This window comes from Enterobacter sp. A8 (assembly GCF_004296595.1).
Taxonomy (GTDB): Bacteria; Pseudomonadota; Gammaproteobacteria; order Enterobacterales; family Enterobacteriaceae; genus Enterobacter; species Enterobacter cloacae.
The window spans coordinates 198,011-219,102 of the sequence record NZ_SCMF01000005.1 but is presented as its reverse complement, the minus strand read 5'-3'; the positions used below and the strand labels follow the sequence as shown (position 1 = coordinate 219,102).

Genomic DNA, 21,092 nt, shown 5'->3' with positions numbered 1-21,092 from the left:
TTTCCTCCCCATTGTGTTTTTTTTAGACTGTGGTTTTGTGATTCAGATCACCTCATTTCCCGCCACACCCCCTGCATTTACGTGATTGTGATCACACAATTTTTCGCTGTCTGGACAGTTGAACGATTCAGTGCCAGATTTCACAGCATCAGAACAGGGCCCGGCTACCTCTGCCGCCTCATTAACAATAAACCTCGGGCCGCAAGCCTAAGCGTAAACAGAAGAAGGGGTGTTTTATGTCATCCGATTTCAAGATCAAAGTTCAAAGCTTTGGTCGTTTCCTCAGCAATATGGTGATGCCAAATATCGGCGCGTTTATCGCGTGGGGTATCATCACTGCATTATTCATTCCGACAGGGTGGTTGCCTAACGAAACGCTGGCGAAACTTGTTGGCCCAATGATTACTTACCTGCTGCCGCTGCTCATCGGTTATACCGGTGGTCGTCTGGTGGGCGGTGACCGTGGTGGCGTAGTGGGTGCCATCACAACCATGGGTGTTATCGTCGGTGCGGATATGCCGATGTTCCTCGGTGCGATGATCGCCGGTCCTCTGGGTGGCTGGGCGATTAAGAAATTCGACGTTTGGGTTGATGGCAAAATCAAATCCGGCTTCGAGATGCTGGTGAACAACTTCTCTGCGGGCATCATCGGGATGATCCTCGCGATTCTGGCGTTCCTCGGCATTGGCCCGGCAGTTGAAGTCCTGTCCAAGATTCTGGCGGCGGGCGTTAACTTCATGGTGGCGCACGACATGCTGCCGCTGGCGTCTATCTTTGTTGAACCGGCGAAAATCCTGTTCCTGAACAACGCCATCAACCACGGTATCTTCTCACCGCTGGGTATTCAGCAGTCTCATGACCTCGGCAAGTCCATCTTCTTCCTGATTGAAGCGAACCCGGGTCCGGGTATGGGCGTTCTGCTGGCGTACATGTTCTTTGGTCGCGGCAGCGCGAAGCAGTCTGCTGGCGGTGCGGCTATCATTCACTTCCTGGGCGGTATTCACGAAATTTACTTCCCGTACGTGCTGATGAACCCACGTCTGATCCTGGCCGTTATCCTCGGCGGTATGACCGGTGTGTTCACTCTGAGCGTGCTGAACGGTGGTCTGGTTTCTCCGGCGTCTCCGGGCTCTATCCTGGCGGTACTGGCAATGACGCCGAAAGGTGCCTATTTTGCTAACATCGCGGCTATCTGTGCGGCAATGGCAGTCTCCTTCGTGGTCGCTTCTATCCTGCTGAAAACCAGCAAAGTGAAAGAAGATGACGATATCGAAGCGGCCACCCGTCGTATGCACGACATGAAAGCCGAGTCCAAAGGCGCAACGCCGCTGTCAGCGGGTGATGTTTCTAACGACCTGAGCCACGTGCGTAAAATCATCGTTGCCTGTGATGCTGGTATGGGTTCCAGCGCAATGGGTGCCGGCGTGCTGCGTAAGAAAGTGCAGGATGCAGGCCTGACCAATATCTCAGTGACCAACAGCGCCATTAACAGCCTGCCACCGGATGTTGACCTGGTGATTACGCACCGTGACCTGACCGAACGTGCCATGCGCCAGGTACCGCAGGCACAGCATATTTCGCTGACCAACTTCCTCGACAGCGGCCTGTACACCAGCCTGACTGAACGTCTGGTGGCCGCACAGCGTCACGAAGACAACGAAGTGAAAGTGCGGACCAGCCTGCAGGACAGCTTTGACGAGAGCAATGCTCACCTGTTTAAGCTGGGCGCGGAGAACATCTTCCTCGGCCGTACCGCGAGCACCAAAGAAGAGGCAATTCGCTTTGCCGGTGAGCAGCTGGTGAAAGGCGGCTACGTTCAGCCTGAATATGTCGACGCGATGCTGGAACGCGAAAAACTGACGCCAACCTACCTGGGCGAATCCATCGCGGTGCCGCACGGTACGGTGGAAGCGAAAGACCGCGTGCTCAAAACCGGCGTGGTGTTCTGCCAGTATCCTGATGGCGTGCGCTTCGGTGAAGAAGAAGACGACATCGCCCGTCTGGTGATTGGTATCGCCGCTCGCAATAACGAGCACATCCAGGTGATTACCAGCCTGACCAACGCGCTGGATGATGAGTCCGTCATCGAGCGTCTGGCACAGACTGAAAGCGTTGAAGAAGTGCTGGCACTCCTCAACAAATAACAGCGTATCTTCCCTCTCCCCTTAAGGGAGAGGGCTAGGGTGAGGGGTAAACGTTCCTCACCCCAGCCCTCTCGGGTAAAAACATTGATAAAGGTTAACACTATGAAAGCATTACATTTTGGCGCAGGTAATATCGGTCGTGGCTTTATCGGCAAACTGCTGGCAGACGCGGGCATTACGCTGACATTCGCCGATGTGAATCAGGTCGTTCTGGATGCCCTGAATGCCCGTCATAGCTACCAGGTACACGTGGTGGGAGAAAACGAGCAGGTTGAAACGGTCTCTGGCGTCAAGGCGGTAAGCAGCATTGGCGACGATGTTATCGACCTCATCGCCAGCGTTGACCTGGTGACCACCGCAGTGGGCCCGGTGGTACTTGAGCGCATCGCGCCTGCGGTCGCAAAAGGCCTGGCAAAACGTAAAGCGCAGGGCATCGATACCCCGCTGAACATCATTGCCTGTGAAAATATGGTGCGTGGCACAACACAGCTGAAAGGCCACGTTCTGGCCGCCGTTGCGGACGAAGACAAAGCCTGGGTGGAAGCGCACGTTGGCTTCGTGGATTCTGCCGTTGACCGTATCGTTCCGCCGTCAGAATCTGCAACTAACGACCCGCTGGAAGTGACGGTAGAAACCTTCAGCGAGTGGATCGTGGACAAAACCCAGTTTAAAGGCGCGCTGCCGACCATTCCAGGTATGGAATTAACGGATAACCTGATGGCATTTGTGGAACGTAAACTCTTCACGCTGAACACGGGTCATGCTATAACCGCGTACCTCGGAAAATTGGCCGGTCATCAGACTATTCGTGATGCGATCCTCGACGAGAAGATCCGCGCGGTGGTAAAAGGGGCAATGGAAGAGAGCGGCGCGGTGCTGATCAAACGCTACGGTTTTGATGCTGATAAACACGCAGCATACATCCAGAAAATCCTCGGTCGTTTTGAAAACCCGTATCTGAAAGATGATGTTGAGCGCGTGGGCCGCCAGCCATTGCGTAAGCTGAGCGCGGGCGATCGCCTGATTAAGCCGCTGCTGGGTACGCTGGAATACGGCCTACCGCACGCCAACCTGGTGAAAGGGATTGCCGCCGCGATGCACTACCGCAGCGAGCAGGATCCGCAGGCGCAGGAGCTGGCTCAGCTGATTGATGACCAGGGCGCACAGGCTGCGCTGGCGCAGATTTCCGGTCTGGACGCCAACAGCGACGTGGTTGCGGAGGCGGTTAACGCATATAACGCAACCAAATGATGCACAGTGAGGCGCAGGTGATCCTGCGCCCTGATTACAGATTGTCAGATATGCAGGCAATAATGGAACAAACCCAGGCCTTTGAAAATCGTGTGCTTGAGCGTCTGAATGCTGGCAAAACCGTACGAAGTTTCCTGATTACCGCCGTCGAGTTGTTAACCGAGGCGGTGAATATCCTGGTACTTCAGGTGTTTCGCAAAGACGACTACGCGGTAAAATATGCTGTAGAACCGTTACTGGACGGCGACGGACCGCTGGGCGATTTATCCGTGCGTCTGAAGTTGATTTATGGTCTTGGCGTGCTGAACCGACAAGAGTATGAAGATGCGGAGCTGTTGATGGCGCTGCGCGAAGAGCTCAATCATGACGGTAATGAGTACACCTTTACCGATGACGAGATCCTTGGCCCTTTCGGCGAGCTACATTGCGTTACCGCGCTCCCCCCTGCCCCCCATTTTGATAACAGCGACCCGGAACTGTACGCCATGCAAAAGCTGCGTTATCAACAGGTTGTCCGTTCCACGATGGTTCTTTCCCTGACTGAGCTGATTTCCCGAATCAGCTTAAAAAAAGCGTTTCAGAAGTAAGCCTGCTCACATTGGTGTATCCTTCCCTCTAAATTCCCCGTTTTCAGAGTTATTTGTCATGAAAGAAGTCGAAAAGAACGAAATTAAACGCCTGAGCGACCGCCTGGATCTGATCCGCCATCAGATGGCCGGTCTCTCGCTGGTAGACTCCGCCGAGAAGTACGCCGAGCTTGAGAAAGAGACCGCGAAGCTGGAAGCGGAGATCGAGCGCCTGCGCGAAGTGAAAAGCCAGAAGCTGAGTAAAGAAGCGCAGAAGCTGATGAATATGCCGCACCGCCGCGCCATTACCAAAAAAGAGCAGGCCGATATGGGCAAGCTGAAGAAAAGCGTACGGGGTCTGGTGGTGGTCCACCCGATGACCGAGCTTGGCCGCGAGATGGGCCTGAAAGAGATGACGGGTTTTTGTAAGACGGCGTTCTGATAGTTAATTTTAGTTAAGTTAATAAAATCCTGCCCAATATATTCACCAACAGAATATATTGGGTTTTTTATTATCCAAAAAATACTGGGCTATAGCCCTCAAAAGTAGACAAGTAATAGTAAACTCTGCAGGTTCACAATTCTCACTCATGAGAGTAAAGTGGGCATTCATTTCTTTCGATCTAACTAATACACACGGCACGTCATTGAAATATAATATATTTTCTTTGGCATGATGGTATGTCATTGCATTAGGTTATAAATTTTATGAATTCTACTGAGAGCTCAACCTTTCAAAACAGCACCCTTTCTTTAGAACAAAAACTTGAAAAAGCCCGGGCTGAACTTCTGGATTTAGGGGCAAGGAACCGTTTACTCAACATTCCGCGATCGAAGAATACACGTTTCCTGGAAGTGATTGATGAACGTTCTGAGCTGGTCTACAACCTTCTCTTTAATGAAAAAAGGACATTCACCTTTTTGCATGGTAAATCAGGAAAAGAAGATGACCAAGAGACCGAAGAGAGTCTTTCAGAAGAAAAATCTTTTATTTATCAATTTGATGAGTCAGATGCTGAAATAAAATCTCAACATCTTGATACCAAACTTCAGACTCGTTTAACACCTAAAGGGCTGCAGACTCGATTACTCGATTTGTACCATGACTCCAAAACTCTTGAAGAGGAGCAAGGCGCAAACATTCTTTTCCTGGCCTTGGGAACATTGAAATGGATAGATCCCGCCAATAAAGAAAATGTCCGTTATGCCCCATTAATACTGGTGCCAGTCAGTCTGGAACGCGGTAGTGCTGGAGAAAGATTTAAATTAAAAGCACGCTCAGAAGACATCATCCCTAACCTCTCTCTTGAAGCCTTCCTTGAACGCGTACACCAGATCACCTTACCGGTAATGCAATCTGATGATGATGAAATTAACGTAAGTGGTTACTTTGAGGCCGTACAACAATCAATAGCATTGAAAACGGATTGGGAAGTTAAGACCAATGACATAATTCTTGGTTTGTTCTCGTTTTCTAAATTTTTGATGTATCGTGATCTTGATCCTGCCAACTGGCCAGATGATGAAGCTATTACATCAAAACATCTCATTCGAGCACTTATGGAAGAAGGGTTCGATGAAAGCGATGGACTCCTTCCAGAAGATAGCCCTATAGATCCCATTATCACGCCAAAAGATATGCTTCATATTATGGATAGTGATAGCTCCCAGACACTAGCGATTCATGAAGTAAGAAAAGGTAGAAACCTCGTTATACAAGGGCCACCGGGGACGGGTAAGTCGCAAACTATAGCCAATATTATTGCATCCGCAATTGCCGATGGAAAAACGGTACTCTTTGTTGCAGAAAAAATGGCAGCCCTTGAAGTGGTTAAACGGCGTTTAGACCAAACAGGGGTAGGAGATGCTTGTTTAGAACTTCACAGTAACAAGGCCAATAAACGAATTTTGCTCGAAGAGTTGAAGCGAGTTTGGGATTTAGGTTCTCCACGCGGTGAATTTCCTGATGAATTGATTGAGAACTTAACCGAAGCCCGTGATTCCCTAAATGCACACCCAGCACGCCTACACAAAGTCTACACCCCTTCGGGTTTGACCCCTTATCAGGTTATTGGGCAATTGGTACGGTTGCGCCAAAATGGGCAAACACCTACGGACTTTAGTCTTCATGGCTTCGATGAATGGAGCAATAACGATCTGATAAAACGACTGGATCTCGTTAAAGAACTTATTGAAAGAGTTGAAGATATTGGGCTACCCCATAATCATCCCTGGAATGGCGTAAAACGAGAATCCGTTTTGCCAGGTGAACTTGATCGCCTGAAGCCAAAAATCACTACGTTGTTGCAAAAAGTACATGACTTTCAAAGCACTATAGTGCCTTTGGCTGTAGAAATCGGGATAACACCTGATCCCGTACTTTTCAACGAGGCTGACAAAATTGTTAAGATTGCTAACCTCATACATCAGGCACCTGAGTATGAGGAGTCTGCATTAGTAAATCCTGTCTGGTCGCACTCTCTTTATGAGATAAAAAGTCTAATTGAGCAGGGTGTAACGTATCAGAGTAAATTAGAAGAAATCAAACACCTGCTTCATGACGAACAGTTTGATACCCCTCTTCTTGAATTTCGAGATGAGCTGGAAACAATCCCGGAAGATCTTTTGCCTGATGCCTTCTCAGCCGCCAGAGTATTACTACCACTACTACCCCAAATTCAATTAACAGTATCCCATCTGACGAAAGAGCTAGGTACGGAATCTCTGTACCGTTCATCTCAGGAAATCAAAAATCTGATTGAACTCAGTATACGTGTAGCCGATGCCCCTGATGCAAGCCCACAAGCCTTTGTCGCTTCTGTATGGGAACATGGTGTCGAACAAGCCAGAGAGTTGGTCAATTCAATCGCCAATTTACATTCTTTGCGTCAGAAGATCGATCCCCATGTTTCGGAGACCATTTGGGATACCGAACTGACTCAAATTCGCCATAACCTCGCGATACATACGGGTCTATTCAAAATATTTAACAGTGAATGGCGCCGTTCACGTGCACTTGCCCGTTCTCTTATTCGAGATACAAATCAACCTATTCACCAGCAAATCGAGCTATTGGATAACGTTATTCAGGCGCAAGCGCTACGAAAAAATATCACCAACGCGAGCGAGTTTGGTCATAGCGCATTTGGCTCACACTGGCGTGGTGAAAATAGTAACAGTAGTGCTTTGAAAGCTTTAGTAGAATGGATGGCAACGCTTAAAGATGTTGGCTCAGAAGCACGTGTACTTGCGAGCCAACTGTCTGATCGTGAAACATTGAGACACCTTAGTCAGAAACTAGAACAACTCCTTAATCAAGCTAGCGTCGAACTGAAACAAATTTGGAAAGCGTTTGGCGCAACTGCAGAATCCTGGTTTGATAATCATTATTCTATTAAGCGTGTCCCATTAAGCTATGTTGAAACTCTGTCTCAAAAACTCATTCGTATAGATTCAACATCACATCAGGTGTTTAAAGATCCGTCAGATCGGCCCGGTGAACGCCTGACACTGGTTAAAAATATTATAGCGCTGCAATACCAGAAAAAGGCTATTGAATCCCAATCCGAATTGGGTAGCGCTGCATTGGGCAGTGCCTGGCTGGGCACGCGATCGAACTGGCGCAATCTCGTTAGCGATTATACATGGATGGAAAAAAACGGTGACTTACGCTTCATTTGCGCGACCATAAACAATCGTGATGAGTTACTCAATTCCGCTAATCAACTGTCAGCGGCACGTGTCTCTATCATCGACGCACTTGATAATCTTACAGACGAACTCGGATCATCCACCGACGAATTCTTCCATTTAGATAATCAGCATTTACGTATCGATAGCGTCCTGAACAAACTAACCTCATGGATTGAAAATGCCGAACAATTGTCTAAATGGGTTGCCTGGCAACACCGACGCAATCAGGCAAATAAACTGGGACTGTCAGAAGTGGTAGAACGACTTGAGAATGGGCGCTTACCATTATCCACTTGTTTTAGCTCGGTCGAATATACCTATTATGAATCACTGTTCAGTTTGATGGCTAAAGAGACACCTTCCCTTTCCCGCTTTGACGGTGATCTTCATAACCGAAAAGTGCAGCACTTTTCCGAAATGGATCTACGCCGCATAAAGAGCTCAAGTATTGAGGTCGCTCGGGCACACCATCGCCGTATTCCTTCAAAAATTGGAGCGGCAGGTCCAGTTGGAGTGCTGCGCGCTGAAATGGCGAGAAAAAGAGGCCATATGCCCATTCGCCAACTGATGCTTAAAGCGGGCCCAGCAATTCAAGCAATCAAACCGGTTATGATGATGAGTCCTCTTTCTGTCGCACAATTCTTGATCCCCGGTAAGCAAAAATTTGATTTGCTTGTGATGGATGAAGCAAGCCAGATTCAGCCTGTCGATGCCATAGGCGCAATTGCGCGGTGTCAGCAAGTTGTTGTTGTCGGCGACGAAAGACAACTGCCACCAACCAGCTTTTTCTCTCGTATGACTGAAGCCAGTAACGATGATGGGGATGAAGATTCAACACAAGTAGGAGATATCGAAAGTATACTCGGATTGTTTGTTGCCAGAGGCTTGCCACAACGAATGCTTCGCTGGCATTACCGCAGTCGACACCAGTCACTTATTGCGGTTTCTAATAGCCAGTTCTACGAAAATAAATTATTTATAGTCCCAAGCCCATATACCGAAGAGGCTGGAATGGGCTTGCGATTCCATTTTGTGGAAAACGGTGTTTTCGAATCAGGTGCAGGTAATGCCAACCCTATTGAGACTAAAAGAATTGCTACCGCCATTCTTGAGCATGTACAGCAAAATCCTGAAATGTCACTGGGAGTCGCAACATTCTCTGTCTCACAACGTAAAGCTATCCAGGATGAATTAGAGATTCTCCGCCGTTTAAATCCTCAATATGAAGATTTCTTTAATTCTCATCCTGCCGAGCCATTCTTCATTAAAAACCTGGAAAACATTCAAGGTGACGAACGTGATGTCATCATGATCTCTGTAGGCTATGCGCGTAATAAACAAGGTTATCTGGCAATGCGATTCGGCCCTCTGGGTTCGCAAGGCGGTGAGCGACGGCTTAATGTGCTGATTAGCCGTGCAAAACGCCGATGTGAGGTTTTTGCATCGATCACCGATGAAGATATTGATCTTGAGCGCGCGAAAGGTGTTGGCGTATTGGCGTTCAAACTCTTCCTTCAATATGCACGTACAGGACGTTTATCAATGTCCACTGTTTCAGGGCGTCCGATGGATAGCGTATTTGAAGAACAAGTCGCCTCAGCACTTCAGAAGCGGGGCTATCAGGTGCACCCACAAGTCGGAATTGCTGGCTTCTTCATCGATCTGGCAATTGCCGATCCTGATCTACCTGGCCGTTATCTTCTCGGGATTGAATGTGATGGCAGCGCTTATCATTCCTCTCGTTCTGCCAGAGAGCGTGATCGCTTACGTCAAGCCGTTCTGGAAGATCATGGATGGATCATCCACAGAATCTGGAGTACTGATTGGTTCCAAAGACCTGAGGAACAATTGCAAAAAGTTATTTACGCTATTGAGAATGCAAAAAGAGAACTGAATAACAGAGCAGAACACACATACGGGCGTTCCCGAGCCGTTCCAGTTGATATCGTCACTGTTGAACGAGAAGACGTTGTTGAGATTGGTCTTGATAGAACTGATTCCGCTAATGACCAGTCTATCATTTATGAAGAAGCACAACCCGAAGCCAATCTTTCCTATGCTTTACATGAAACACCAACCGGCATACTTGCTGACATGGTTGAAAAAATAGTCTTCACAGAATCGCCTATCCATTTGAATGAAGTAATCACTCGTCTGCGCTCAGCATGGGGGTTGCAGCGAGCTGGTGCACGGATAGAAAGTGTTGTTAGCCAGGCTGCTCAAATTGCCTGCAAGAGAGGTAAGATTTATAAGGAGCAAGAATTTTTCATACATAAAGAAGTAGCAATTCGAATCCGCAACAGACAGCACGTCTTGTCTGCAGGCGTACGTAAACCAGAACTGATCGCACCTATAGAAATCGCTTCAGGTGTCTTTGACATCGTTAGCGCAAGCTTGGGAGCAACTGAAGATGAAATCATTACATCCGTCTCAAGGATGCTTGGTTTTAAATCAACCAGTAGCCTCCTTAGAAAGGTAATATCCGAAGTCATTGAGCAGGAAATTAAAGATAACCGCCTTAAGCAACAAGATGGTTTGATTGTTATCGGAGACGCCTCTTCTGCTCAGAAGGCTATTTAATTACTGATATTCTAGAAACGCATTTACGGGGCCCACTATCACCCGATAGGGCCCCGCTTCAAAATTGGCCCAACCAATCCCCCTTTCTTTCTTCCCTGGTTCACAAATCCATTATTTCCGCTCACAAAACCATTGCCAGCCCATAACATCTGGTTAACCATTTGTTGTCATTACCCCTACACACAATATTGGCAGGACCACTTTTACACAGACTGTGACGCAGAGATGAGCGGAGACTCACCCGCAGCATAGGCTGTCTGGTCCCCAGGAGACCTGCATGAGCCTCTGGCAACAAAACTACGACCCGGCCGGAAATATCTGGCTGTCTAGCCTGATCGCATCGCTGCCGATCCTGTTCTTCTTCTTTGCGCTGATTAAGCTCAAGCTGAAGGGCTACCTCGCCGCGACGTACACCGTCGCCATCGCGTTGCTGGTGGCACTGTTCTTCTACAAAATGCCGATCGATCGCGCGCTGGCATCCGTTGTCTACGGTTTCTTCTACGGCCTGTGGCCGATTGCGTGGATCATCATCGCCGCAGTGTTTGTCTATAAAATCTCAGTCAAAACCGGGCAGTTCGACATCATTCGCTCGTCGATTCTCTCCATCACGCCGGACCAGCGCCTGCAGATGCTGATTGTCGGCTTCTCCTTCGGGGCGTTTCTGGAAGGGGCGGCAGGGTTTGGTGCGCCGGTGGCAATCACCGCCGCGCTGCTGGTCGGGCTGGGCTTTAATCCGCTCTATGCCGCCGGTCTTTGCCTGATCGTCAACACCGCGCCGGTGGCGTTTGGCGCGATGGGTATTCCGATTCTGGTCGCAGGCCAGGTGACTGGCCTGGACAGCTTCGAGATTGGTCAGATGGTTGGCCGCCAGTTGCCGTTCCTGACCATTATCGTGCTGTTCTGGATCATGGCGATTATGGACGGCTGGCGCGGCGTGAAGGAGACCTGGCCTGCGGTGATGGTGGCGGGCGGTTCGTTCGCGATTGCCCAGTATCTCAGCTCGAACTTCCTTGGCCCGGAGCTGCCGGACATTATCTCTTCCCTGGTGTCGCTGGTCTGTCTGACGCTGTTCCTGAAACGCTGGCAGCCTGTGCGCATCTTCCGCTTTGCCGATATGGGCGCGTCGCACGTGGATCAGACGCTCGCCCGCACGGGCTATACCGCCGGGCAGATCGTTCGCGCCTGGTCACCGTTCCTGTTCCTGACCGCCACCGTAACGCTGTGGAGCATCCCGCCGTTTAAGGCCCTGTTTGCCCCGGGCGGTGCGCTGTACGACATGGTGATTAACATCTCCGTGCCGTTCCTCGACAAGATGGTCGCCCGTATGCCGCCAGTGGTGCACGACGCCACGCCGTACGCGGCAGTATTTAAGTTTGACTGGTTCTCCGCCACCGGCACGGCCATCCTGTTTGCCGCACTCCTTTCTGTGGTGTGGCTGCGCATGAAGCCGGCCGCCGCGGTACAGACCTTTGCGGCGACCATTAAAGAATTGATGCTGCCGATCTACTCCATCGGCATGGTGCTGGCGTTCGCGTTTATCTCGAACTACTCCGGCCTGTCATCAACGCTGGCACTGGCGCTGGCCCATACCGGCCACGCCTTCACCTTCTTCTCGCCGTTCCTCGGCTGGCTGGGGGTGTTCCTGACCGGTTCAGATACCTCGTCTAACGCCCTGTTCGCCGCCCTGCAGGCGACGGCGGCTCAGCAGATTGGCGTCTCTGACGTGCTGCTGGTGGCCGCGAATACCACCGGCGGCGTGACCGGGAAGATGATCTCTCCGCAGTCCATCGCCATTGCCTGTGCGGCGGTAGGGCTGGTGGGTAAAGAGTCCGACCTGTTCCGTTTTACCGTGAAACACAGCCTGATATTCACCTGCATGGTTGGGGTGATCACCACCCTGCAGGCCTATGTCTTAACCTGGATGATCCCATGATAGTCATGCCCAGACGCCTGTCCGACGAGATTGCCTCTCGCGTGCGGGCGCTGATTGAAGAACAACAGCTGGAAGCGGGCATGAAATTGCCCGCTGAACGTCAACTCGCCGCCCAGCTTGGCGTGTCGCGCAATTCCCTGCGTGAAGCGCTGGCGACGCTGGTCAGCGAAGGGGTACTGGTAAGCCGTCGCGGCGGCGGCACCTTTGTGCGCTGGCAACATGACGACTGGTCCGAGCAAAACATCGTCCAGCCGCTCAAAACCCTGATGGAGAATGACCCGGACTACAGCTTCGACATCCTCGAAGCCCGTCACGCCATCGAAACCAGTACCGCCTGGCATGCGGCCATGCGAGCAACCGAAGCCGACAGAGAGAAGCTCAGGGCCTGCTTCGACGCCACGCAAAGCAGCGACCCGGATATCGCTTCGCAGGCGGATGTCCGCTTTCACCTGGCGATTGCCGAGGCATCACACAACGTGGTGCTGCTCCAGACCATGCGCGGTTTTTTCGACCTGCTGCAATCCTCCGTGAAGCAGAGCCGCCAGCGCATGTATCTGGTCCCGCCGGTCTTTGCTCAACTGACCGAACAGCACGAGGCGGTGCTCAACGCCATTCTGGCCGGTGATGCCGAGGCCGCACGCAAGGCGATGATGGCGCATCTGGGCTTCGTCCACACCACCATTAAACGATTTGATGAAGATCAGGCCCGACAGGCGCGTATTACCCGTCTGCCTGGCGACAGTGATATATCCAGGGAGAACGAAGCATGATTATTTCAGCAGCCAGTGACTACCGCGCCGCGGCGCAGCGTATTTTGCCGCCGTTCCTGTTCCACTATATCGACGGCGGGGCCTATGCCGAATATACCCTGCGCCGTAACGTGGAAGATCTGTCGGAGGTGGCTCTGCGTCAGCGCGTGCTGAAGAATATGTCGGATCTGAGCCTTGAGACGAAACTGTTTAACGAAACGCTCTCCATGCCGGTAGCGCTTGCCCCGGTCGGGCTGTGTGGCATGTACGCCCGTCGCGGTGAAGTGCAGGCCGCTGCGGCGGCGGATGCCAAAGGCATTCCGTTTACCCTTTCCACCGTGTCTGTCTGCCCGATTGAAGAGGTGGCCCCGACCATCAAACGCCCGATGTGGTTCCAGCTGTACGTCCTGCGCGATCGCGGCTTTATGCGTAACGCGCTGGAGCGCGCCAAAGCGGCGGGCTGTTCCACGCTGGTCTTTACCGTTGATATGCCCACCCCCGGCGCGCGCTACCGTGATGCCCACTCCGGCATGAGCGGCCCGAACGCTGCTATGCGTCGTTACTGGCAGGCGGTAACACATCCGCAGTGGGCGTGGGACGTGGGCCTGAATGGCCGTCCACACGATCTGGGTAACATCTCGGCTTATCTCGGTAAGCCTACCGGGCTGGAAGATTATATCGGCTGGCTGGCGAACAATTTCGATCCGTCCATCTCCTGGAAAGACCTGGAGTGGATCCGCGAATTCTGGGACGGCCCAATGGTGATCAAAGGGATCCTCGACCCGGACGACGCCCGCGACGCGGTGCGTTTTGGCGCAGACGGGATAGTGGTCTCGAACCACGGCGGACGTCAGCTCGATGGCGTGCTCTCATCCGCACGCGCCCTTCCGGCAATTGCGGATGCGGTTAAAGGCGACATCGCTATCCTCGCCGACAGCGGTATTCGTAACGGGCTGGATGTGGTGCGTATGATTGCGCTGGGTGCCGACAGCGTACTGCTGGGACGCGCTTACCTTTACGCGCTGGCCACCAGCGGCCAGGCAGGGGTAGCAAACCTGCTTAACCTGATTGAGAAAGAGATGAAGGTTGCAATGACTCTCACCGGGGCGAAAACAATCGGCGAGATCAGCAAGGATTCTCTGGTGCAGGAGCTGAGCAATATCCCTGCGGCACTGGCACCGCTTACCCACGGAGACGCGGCCTGATCCCCTCCGCTTAACCAACCTTACTCACGCGTCCGATCTCCTCCATCGGACGCGTTTTTGTGTCGTAAATAACATCTATACAACATATTAGATAAGAATATTTGACATCCCCCGCCACACGCAATTGTATAGACAAGCAAATACAAGAACACAAAAACAACATCACATCAGAGAGGAGCGTATGGCCTATTCAGGTAAGGTGGATATTCAGCAGGTAATCGACGACAGTTCCTTTTCATGGTTTCACTGGCTACTCATTGTGCTGGGCTTTCTGGTGCTGGCAATCGATGGTTTCGATACAGCGGCAATGGGCTACATTGCCCCGACACTCTCGGCAGAATGGGGGATCCACAAACAGGATCTGGGGCCGGTACTGAGTGCCGCGCTGTTGGGACTGTCGCTGGGTGCGCTGATCGCAGGTCCGGTATCGGACCGGATGGGCCGCAAGCGCGTGCTGGTCTTTTCGTGTTTATTCTTTGGTCTTGCAAGCCTGGGCGCCGCCTGGGCGCAAACCCTGAACACCCTGACGCTGTGGCGATTTCTCACCGGCCTGGGTTTGGGTGCGGCAATGCCTAATGCCATCACGCTGATCTCAGAGTTTGCCCCTAAGCGCTGTCGCGCCATGGCGATCAATACCATGTACTGCGGTTTTCCTCTGGGCGCGGCGGGGGGTGGGGCAATCTCCTCCTGGCTGATTCCTCACCACGGCTGGCGAAGCGTACTGCTGACCGGCGCAATTGCCCCGCTGATCCTGACGCTGCTGCTGGCGCTATTTTTGCCGGAGTCGGTGAAGTTTCTGGTTCAGCGTGGAAGAGACGTGATGCAGATCCGCCGTATCGCCAGCCGCTTCGCCCGCGGCACGCTGGATGGCGTGACCGGCTTTTTCCTGGCGGAGGAGCGGGTCGCGTCTAAGAAAGGGAGCGTGGCACAGCTGTTTTCTATGCCCTGGCTGCCCGGCACCCTGATGCTGTGGGTGACCTACTTTATGGGGCTGGTGATTTATTACGTCCTGCTGAGCTGGATGCCGACGTTGATGCTGGGGATGGGTTATCCGCTGGCGGAATCTGCCTGGCTCACCTCGCTGTTCACCTTCGGCGGTACCGCAGGCATTCTTCTCGCCGGGTGGATGATGGACCGCTGGGAGGCGCACAGGGTGGTGGCAGGTGGGTTTATGCTGACCATGGCGCTCATCCTGCTGCTCGGCATGGAGCATAATCACATCGCCCTGTTTGGCGGATTGATTTTCCTGATGGGGATCGCCATGAACGGCGCGCAATCAGGGATGCAAACTTTGGCCGCCACCTTCTACCCAACAGAATGCCGCGCGACGGGTATCGCGTGGATGCAGGGAATTGGCCGTTTTGGTGGCGTGGCGGGTACCATGACCAGCGCGCAGCTTCTCTCCATGCAGTGGCAGGCAGACAGTATATTGATGATCCTCAGCCTGCCCGCGCTGGTGGCTGCAGGTGCCACCGTCTATAAAATGCTGCGCTGCCGCCCACAGGAACCCGGCGTCGCGTAGTGCCCGTCATTTCTGCTATGCTGCCCCCGCAATTAAGGGGGCAGCATGCTTAACATCGTTTTATTCGAACCAGAAATTCCGCCTAATACCGGCAACATTATCCGCCTGTGCGCCAACACCGGGTTTCGCCTGCATATTATCGAGCCGATGGGCTTTACGTGGGATGATAAACGCCTGCGTCGTGCGGGGCTGGATTATCATGAATTTACCGCGGTGGTTCGCCATCATGATTACGCCGCGTTTCTGGAAAGCGAAAAGCCAGAGCGCATGTTTGCCCTGACGACCAAAGGCACGCCCGCGCACAGCGCCGTGAGCTACCAGGCAGGCGAATATCTGATGTTTGGCCCGGAAACCCGCGGCCTGCCGGCTACGATTCTGGACGCCCTGCCCGCTGAGCAGAAAATCCGTATTCCGATGATGCCGGACAGCCGCAGCATGAACCTGTCGAACGCCGTGTCCGTGGTGGTGTATGAAGCCTGGCGCCAACTGGGGTATCCGGGCGCCATTCTCAGAAGTTAAATGCCGTCACCATACTCAAACGTATGGTGAATACCGTTGAAGTGCTGATCCATGTCCATCGATGGTTTATCACTGTCTGGCTTACCGACGATGCGCGCCGGTACGCCAGCGGCGGTGGTGTGCGGCGGCACGGGCTGCAGCACCACAGAGCCCGCGCCGATTTTCGCGCCGCGGCCCACTTCGATATTGCCGAGGATTTTGGCACCCGCGCCAATCATCACCCCTTCACGAATTTTCGGATGGCGATCGCCGCTGGTTTTGCCGGTACCGCCCAGGGTAACCGACTGCAGGATCGACACGTCATCTTCAATGACCGCCGTCTCACCGACAACAATCCCGGTGGCATGGTCGAGCATGATCCCCCGGCCAATTTTGGCCGCCGGGTGAATATCAACCTGGAAGGTAACAGAAACCTGGTTTTGCAGGAAAATTGCCAGCGCGCGGCGGCCTTCCTTCCATAACCAGTGGCCGATGCGGTACGCCTGTAAGGCATGAAAACCCTTCAGGTACAGCAGCGGCGTAGAATATTTATCGACCGCCGGATCACGCGTGCGCACGGCCTGAATATCACAGGCGGCAGAGGCGATCATTTCCGGGTCTGCGGCGTAGGCCTCTTCCACCACTTCACGAATGGCGATGGCGGGCATGATTGAAGACGCCAGCTTGTTGGCGAGCATATAGCTCAGGGCACTACCGAGGTTTTCGTGCTTGAGTAACGTTGCATGGTAGAAACTGGCCAGCATCGGCTCACAGTCGGCCAACGCCCGGGCTTCGGCTTTAATATTATTCCAGACGATATCCAGTTCTTCACACGGCATTGCTTACTCCAGACGATAGTATAATGACCAGCCAGTTCTGCGCTGGCTGGGTCATTCAGGTGACAATGGTTCCGACTAGTTACTGCTGCGCTCGTCCTTGCGCGCACGACCTAATAAGGTCAATGCTGCCTCGCGCGCATTTTTTCCGCAATACAATACCTGATAAATTTCCTCGGTTATTGGCATTTCGACACCAAAACGGTGCGCCAATTCGCGGACTTCTTTGGTATTGCGGTAGCCTTCAACTACCTGACCAATCTTCTCCTGCGCGCCTTTTACATCCATGCCCTGACCGAGCATCATGCCAAAGCGGCGGTTACGCGACTGGTTGTCGGTACAGGTCAGCACCAGATCGCCTAAACCCGCCATCCCCATAAAGGTGGCCGGATCGGCACCCAGTGCCGCCCCGAGACGGGACATCTCGGTTAACCCACGGGTAATCAGCGCAGTACGTGCATTGGCACCAAAGCCAATGCCGTCGGACATCCCGGCGCCAATGGCGATGACGTTCTTCACCGCACCGCCCAGCTGCACGCCGATAAAATCGGGGTTGCTGTAGACGCGGAAACTCTTGCCGCAGTGCAGCAGGTGCTGAAGATCGTCCGCAAAAACAGGATCCGTGGAGGCCAGCGAGATTGCCGTTGGCAGGCCTGCGGCCAGCTCTTTGGCAAACGTTGGGCCGGAGATAACCGCCAGCGGGATCTCGGTACCCAGCACTTCGCGGGCAACGTCCTGCAACAGACGACCGGTTTCGGCTTCCAGCCCCTTCGTTGCCCACACAATGCGTGCATCCGGGCGCATCAGCGGCTTAATCTGCTGTAGCACGTCGCCAAACACATGGCTCGGCACCACAATCAAAATATTGCGGCTGGCTGCCAGCGCGGTCGCAAGGTCGCTTTCCAGGTGCAGGGAGTCAGGGAACGGAACGTCAGGAAGGAACGCCACGTTGCAGCGGTCGTGCTGCAGCGTTGCGATATGTTTTGGGTCGTGGCCCCACAGGACCACCTCGTGACCATTTCTTGCCAGCGTGATGGCAAGAGCGGTGCCGTAAGAGCCGGCACCGATCACAGTCATTGACGCATTAACAGTGCTCATCAGGCATCCTGATGTTGTTCAGCACCTTCGCCAGCCTGCTGCTGCAGATAGTTCATGAACAGCGCATCAAAGTTAACTGGCGCAAGGTTCAGTTGCGGGAATGTACCGCGAGAAACCAGGCTGGTGATGCATTCACGCGCATACGGGAACAGGATGTTCGGGCAGTATGCACCCAGGCAATGCGCCATCTGGTTGCCTTCAATACCGCCGATGGAGAAGATACCGCCCTGCTGTACTTCACACAGGAATGCAGTTTCTTCGCCCAGAGAGGCGGTCACGGTCACACGCAGTACGACTTCATACACGTCATCAGCCAGCTGGGTTGATGCGGTATCCAGATCAAGTTTAACCTCTGGCTGCCAATCTTTCTGGAAAACATGTGGCGCATTTGGCGCTTCGAAAGAGACATCCTTGGTGTAGATACGCTGGATCTGGAAAGTCATTTCGGTGTTGTTTTGTTCTGACATGGAAAAACCCTTTTTAAATTGTCCTAAAGTCTCTTAGCTCAGCAGGGGATCGAGTCCACCACGGGCGTCGAGCGCATACAAGTCATCACAGCCGCCAATGTGCTGCGCATCAATAAAAATCTGCGGAACCGTCGTGCGACCACTACGTTGAATCATCTCTTCGCGTTTTATCGCGTCACCATCGATCGGCAGTTCCTGGAACGTTACGCCTTTGCTGTTCAGCAGCGCTTTCGCACGGTGACAGAACGGGCAGGTCGCTTTGGTGTAGATCTCGATATTGGCCATCACTGAACTCCTTATTTACCGCGCACCAAAGGAAGGTTTTCTCCGCTCCAGCCGGAAATGCCTTCTTTCAGTACAGAGACGTTTTCGAAGCCTGCTTTATGAAGCAGGCTAGCAGATTCCTGCGCCTGCATGCCGGTACCGTCAACAACGATAATCGGCTGGGCTTTATGCTTCTCAAGCTCGCCCACGTTGTTGGCTTTGATTTCAGCTGGCAGCAGGTTGATAGCGCCTGCAATGTGCCCTTTGCGGAAATCGTCACGCTGACGCAGATCGACCACGACGGCATCTTCTTTGTTAATCAGACGCGTCGCTTCACCACGGGTGATAACCTTAATCTTAGACGTCAGGCCCTTAAATGTGGTGAACAGCACAGCGGCCAGCAGGCCAATCCACGCGATGCTCAGAACCGGATGGCGGCTAACGAATTGCATAATTTCTTGCATGGAGGGTAACTACTCCCGACTTAGTGATTAAAAAAACCAGGACAGGAGTATACCTGTGCGTTGTGGCAAATACAGCCAGCGACCCTAAGCTAATCCATTTTCTGCGGCATGCCACCTAAAAAAATGCCTCAAAATGGTCGGAGAAGCATCTTGCCCCTGCCCTTTCTTTGATCTTCTGCGGCTATTTGAACGATTCAGCTGTAGTAAAATTACGCAAATTTTTGACTCTTGAGCATGAGGTTGTCGCAATGTCGGTTTCTAAAAAACCTATGGTACTGGTGATTCTGGATGGCTATGGCTACCGTGAAGATCAACAGGATAACGCCATTTTCAACGCTAAAACCCCGGTCATGGATGCGCTGTGGGCGAAACGTCCCCACACTCTGATTGACGCATCCGGCCTGGAAGTGGGTCTGCCGGACCGTCAGATGGGTAACTCTGAAGTCGGTCACGTCAACCTGGGCGCCGGGCGCATTGTCTATCAGGATCTGACGCGTCTGGATGTTGAAATCAAAGAACGCACCTTCTTCGCCAACCCTGTGCTGTGTGGTGCGGTGGATAAAGCCGTTGCCGCAGGCAAAGCCGTGCATATCATGGGTCTGCTGTCTGCCGGCGGCGTTCATAGCCATGAAGATCATATTATGGCGATGGTTGAACTGGCCGCTGAGCGCGGTGCGGAAAAAATCTACCTGCACGCGTTCCTGGATGGCCGCGATACGCCACCGCGTAGCGCTAAAGGTTCGCTGGAAGCCTTCGAAGAGAAATTTGCCGCACTGGGCAAAGGCCGCGTGGCATCTATTATTGGCCGCTACTACGCCATGGATCGCGATAATCGCTGGGATCGTGTGGAACAGGCCTATGACCTGATGACGCTGGCAAAAGGCGAGTTCCAGTTTGCGACTGCCGTTGAGGGCCTTGAAGCCGCGTACGCGCGCGATGAAAACGACGAATTCGTGAAAGCGACCGTCATTCGCGCAGAAGGCCAGGCTGATGCCGCCATGGAAGATGGGGACGCGCTGATCTTCATGAACTTCCGTGCTGACCGTGCGCGTGAAATCACCCGCGCATTCGTTAACAGCGATTTCGACGGTTTCGCCCGTAAGAAAGCGGTGAACATCAACTTCATCCAGTTGACCGAATACGCCGCTGACATCGACGCCCCATGCGCTTACCCACCAGCTTCACTGGCCAATACCTTCGGTGAGTGGATGGCGAAAAACGATAAGACGCAGTTGCGTATCTCCGAAACCGAGAAATATGCCCACGTCACCTTCTTCTTTAACGGCGGTGTAGAAGAGCCGTTCAAAGGCGAAGATCGCATTCTGATTAATTCACCAAAAGTCGCTACCTATGACCTGCAGCCAGAGATGAGCTCTGCGGAATTGACCGAAAAACTGGTTGCGGCGATCGTTAGCGGCAAATACGACACCATCATCTGTAACTATCCAAACGGTGACATGGTGGGTCATACCGGGGTGATGGAAGCGGCTATTAAAGCGGTTGAAGCGCTGGATCACTGCGTTGAGCAGGTTGCCAAAGCGGTTGAATCCGTTGGCGGCCAGCTGCTGATTACCGCTGACCACGGTAACGCAGAGCAGATGCGCGACCCGGCAACCGGACAGGCGCATACGGCCCACACCAACCTGCCGGTTCCGCTGATTTATGTAGGTGATAAAGCACTGAAAGCAGTGGAAGGCGGCAAGCTTTCTGACATCGCGCCAACCATGTTGTCGCTGATGGGTATGCCGATCCCTGAAGAGATGACTGGTAAGCCGCTGTTCATCGTGGAATAATCGCTCCCCATGAGGGGAAAGGCGATTTT

General features: G+C 52.8%; 16 protein-coding genes. 11 read left to right on the top strand and 5 right to left on the bottom strand.

The window, feature by feature from the left end:
- The first annotated feature begins 236 nt into the window (after positions 1 to 236).
- From EQV24_RS19035 to trmL, 10 genes are all read left to right on the top strand, one after another.
- Positions 237 to 2,144 carry a PTS mannitol transporter subunit IICBA gene (locus EQV24_RS19035; RefSeq protein WP_013094933.1) on the top strand — a complete coding sequence of 636 codons (1,908 nt, stop codon included), beginning with the start codon at positions 237 to 239 and terminating at the stop codon, positions 2,142 to 2,144.
- Positions 2,145 to 2,246: 102 nt separating this feature from the next.
- The gene (mtlD, locus tag EQV24_RS19030; protein WP_130626935.1) at positions 2,247 to 3,395 is read left to right on the top strand and encodes a mannitol-1-phosphate 5-dehydrogenase; all 1,149 of its coding nucleotides are present in this window, start codon (positions 2,247 to 2,249) and stop codon (positions 3,393 to 3,395) included.
- Complete coding sequence (mtlR, locus tag EQV24_RS19025) at positions 3,392 to 3,982, top strand: mannitol operon repressor MtlR (RefSeq protein ID WP_013094931.1); 591 nt, start codon at positions 3,392 to 3,394, stop codon at positions 3,980 to 3,982. The genes mtlD and mtlR overlap by 4 nt, the downstream gene beginning before the upstream one ends.
- A gap of 58 nt (positions 3,983 to 4,040) precedes the next feature.
- On the top strand, positions 4,041 to 4,403 hold the full coding sequence (locus EQV24_RS19020) for a YibL family ribosome-associated protein (RefSeq protein WP_023621173.1): 363 nt from the start codon (positions 4,041 to 4,043) through the stop codon (positions 4,401 to 4,403).
- Between the two features lie 266 nt (positions 4,404 to 4,669).
- Positions 4,670 to 10,234, top strand: coding sequence for a DUF3320 domain-containing protein (locus EQV24_RS19015; protein WP_130626934.1), 5,565 nt, complete (start codon positions 4,670 to 4,672; stop codon positions 10,232 to 10,234).
- 277 nt (positions 10,235 to 10,511) lie between these two features.
- Positions 10,512 to 12,167, top strand: coding sequence for an L-lactate permease (gene lldP, locus EQV24_RS19010; RefSeq protein WP_023621174.1), 1,656 nt, complete (start codon positions 10,512 to 10,514; stop codon positions 12,165 to 12,167).
- The gene (lldR, locus tag EQV24_RS19005; protein ID WP_130626933.1) at positions 12,164 to 12,937 is read left to right on the top strand and encodes a transcriptional regulator LldR; all 774 of its coding nucleotides are present in this window, start codon (positions 12,164 to 12,166) and stop codon (positions 12,935 to 12,937) included. Before lldP ends, lldR begins: the two co-directional genes overlap by 4 nt.
- Positions 12,934 to 14,121 (top strand): FMN-dependent L-lactate dehydrogenase LldD, encoded by a 1,188-nt coding sequence (lldD, locus tag EQV24_RS19000; RefSeq protein ID WP_130626932.1) that lies wholly within the window; start codon positions 12,934 to 12,936, stop codon positions 14,119 to 14,121. The genes lldR and lldD overlap by 4 nt, the downstream gene beginning before the upstream one ends.
- Before the next feature lie 181 nt (positions 14,122 to 14,302).
- Positions 14,303 to 15,643, top strand: a complete 1,341-nt coding sequence (locus tag EQV24_RS18995) for an aromatic acid/H+ symport family MFS transporter (RefSeq protein ID WP_020686509.1) — start codon at positions 14,303 to 14,305, stop codon at positions 15,641 to 15,643.
- A 45-nt stretch (positions 15,644 to 15,688) separates the two neighbouring features.
- Entirely contained in the window at positions 15,689 to 16,162 is a 474-nt protein-coding gene (gene trmL / locus EQV24_RS18990; protein WP_130626931.1) for a tRNA (uridine(34)/cytosine(34)/5-carboxymethylaminomethyluridine(34)-2'-O)-methyltransferase TrmL, read from the top strand.
- On the opposite strand, the gene cysE is transcribed toward trmL, so the two are convergent.
- The 5 genes from cysE to EQV24_RS18965 form a co-directional block, all read right to left on the bottom strand.
- Positions 16,159 to 16,980 (bottom strand): serine O-acetyltransferase, encoded by an 822-nt coding sequence (cysE, locus tag EQV24_RS18985; protein WP_013094922.1) that lies wholly within the window; start codon positions 16,978 to 16,980, stop codon positions 16,159 to 16,161. The genes trmL and cysE overlap by 4 nt on opposite strands.
- Positions 16,981 to 17,055: 75 nt before the next feature.
- Positions 17,056 to 18,075 carry an NAD(P)H-dependent glycerol-3-phosphate dehydrogenase gene (gpsA, locus tag EQV24_RS18980; protein ID WP_020686508.1) on the bottom strand — a complete coding sequence of 340 codons (1,020 nt, stop codon included), beginning with the start codon at positions 18,073 to 18,075 and terminating at the stop codon, positions 17,056 to 17,058.
- On the bottom strand, positions 18,075 to 18,542 hold the full coding sequence (secB, locus tag EQV24_RS18975) for a protein-export chaperone SecB (RefSeq protein WP_003860835.1): 468 nt from the start codon (positions 18,540 to 18,542) through the stop codon (positions 18,075 to 18,077). The genes gpsA and secB overlap by 1 nt, the downstream gene beginning before the upstream one ends.
- 33 nt (positions 18,543 to 18,575) lie before the next feature.
- A complete protein-coding gene (grxC, locus tag EQV24_RS18970) occupies positions 18,576 to 18,827 on the bottom strand; it encodes a glutaredoxin 3 (protein ID WP_010426371.1) in 252 nt (83 codons plus the stop codon).
- Positions 18,828 to 18,838: 11 nt separating this feature from the next.
- Positions 18,839 to 19,270: a rhodanese-like domain-containing protein gene (locus EQV24_RS18965; protein ID WP_013094920.1), complete on the bottom strand. Its 432-nt coding sequence runs from the start codon at positions 19,268 to 19,270 to the stop codon at positions 18,839 to 18,841.
- A gap of 248 nt (positions 19,271 to 19,518) precedes the next feature.
- Between EQV24_RS18965 and gpmM the strand changes: the two genes are divergently transcribed.
- Complete coding sequence (gene gpmM / locus EQV24_RS18960) at positions 19,519 to 21,063, top strand: 2,3-bisphosphoglycerate-independent phosphoglycerate mutase (protein ID WP_029881907.1); 1,545 nt, start codon at positions 19,519 to 19,521, stop codon at positions 21,061 to 21,063.
- The last annotated feature ends 29 nt before the right edge of the window (positions 21,064 to 21,092 follow it).